At 47.4% G+C, this 1,227-nt stretch carries 1 protein-coding gene; it reads left to right on the forward strand.

Annotated elements, in window-relative coordinates:
- The first annotated feature begins 74 nt into the window (after positions 1-74).
- Positions 75-1,216 (forward strand): IS630 family transposase gene (locus QD47_RS32020; RefSeq protein ID WP_152643916.1). Its coding sequence is split into 2 segments (ribosomal slippage): positions 75-519 and positions 519-1,216, totalling 1,143 coding nucleotides; the frame shifts between segments, so codons are not numbered across the junction.
- The last annotated feature ends 11 nt before the right edge of the window (positions 1,217-1,227 follow it).

Consider the following 1,227-nt stretch of genomic DNA (forward strand, 5'->3'; position numbering starts at 1 on the left):
CTAGTACAGCATCAGATTTAAAATAGTTAAATAAAGGAAAGTATGATATAGTCGAAGAAAAAGAGGTATCGACTATGACAAAACGAGCTTATGTGGTCAACCTATCCGGAGAAGAACAAAAAAAACTACAAAAGATCTGTTCGACAGGGAAAACTGCGGCCCGTTCCATACGGCGTGCACAAATCTTACTCTGGGCAGACGAGAATCGGAATGAGGGCAAGTTAAAAGATACGGAAATTGCAGAACGTCTCCACATCCACACCAACACGGTACATCTTGTACGTAAAGTCTTTGCGGAGCAAGGTCTGCAAGCTGCTCTTGAACGAAAGAAGCGGTTGACTCCACCGAATCCGCCCAAGGTCACCGGAGAGTTGGAAGCCAAGATCATTGCGCTGAGTTGCAGTGAACCTCCAACGGGAAAAAGTCGTTGGACGCTGCGCCTGTTGGCAGACAAAGCGGTTGAACTTCAATATATCGACAGCCTTTCCTACGACACCGTGGATCGTATTTTAAAAAAAGCGAACTTAAGCCTCATCTCCGGAAATGCTGGTGCATCCCTCCCCAGCAAAACGCGGCGTTCGTAGCGGCGATGGAAGACGTACTGGAAGTGTATCATGAACCCTACGACGTGAACTGCCCGGTCATTTGCATGGACGAAAAACCATTTCAGCTTCTGAACGAAGTCCGGCAGCCCATTCCCATGAAACCCGCCAAACCTCTACGAGAAGATAGCGAGTACGAGCGAAATGGGACTTGCAGTATTTTCATCTTTACAGAGCCTTTGGTGGGTTGGCGGCATGTCGAGGTGCGGAACCAACGAACCCGAATGGAATGGGCCGAGCAGGTCAGGGCATTGCTGGACGTACATTATCCCCAAGCCCCTAAAATTAAACTCGTCATGGATAACTTGAACACCCATTCCGTTGCGTCACTTTATCACGCATTTGATCCGGAAACAGCTCTTCGTTTAGCCAAAAGGCTGGAGATCCATTACACACCCAAACATGGAAGCTGGCTCAATATTGCAGAGATTGAACTCAGTGTCATGACTCGTCAATGTTTAGGCCGTCGTATTCCTTCCATTACCGAATTGTCGGATGAATTGAGCGCCTGGGAGCAATCCCGTAACCAAATCCAAAAGGGTGTGGATTGGCAATTTACGACCAAGGATGCTCGCATCAAGTTAAAACGTCTTTATCCACAATTTAAAGACTGATGCTGTACTAG

The organism is Paenibacillus terrae (assembly GCF_000943545.1).
GTDB classification, from domain to species: Bacteria; Bacillota; Bacilli; order Paenibacillales; family Paenibacillaceae; genus Paenibacillus; species Paenibacillus terrae_A.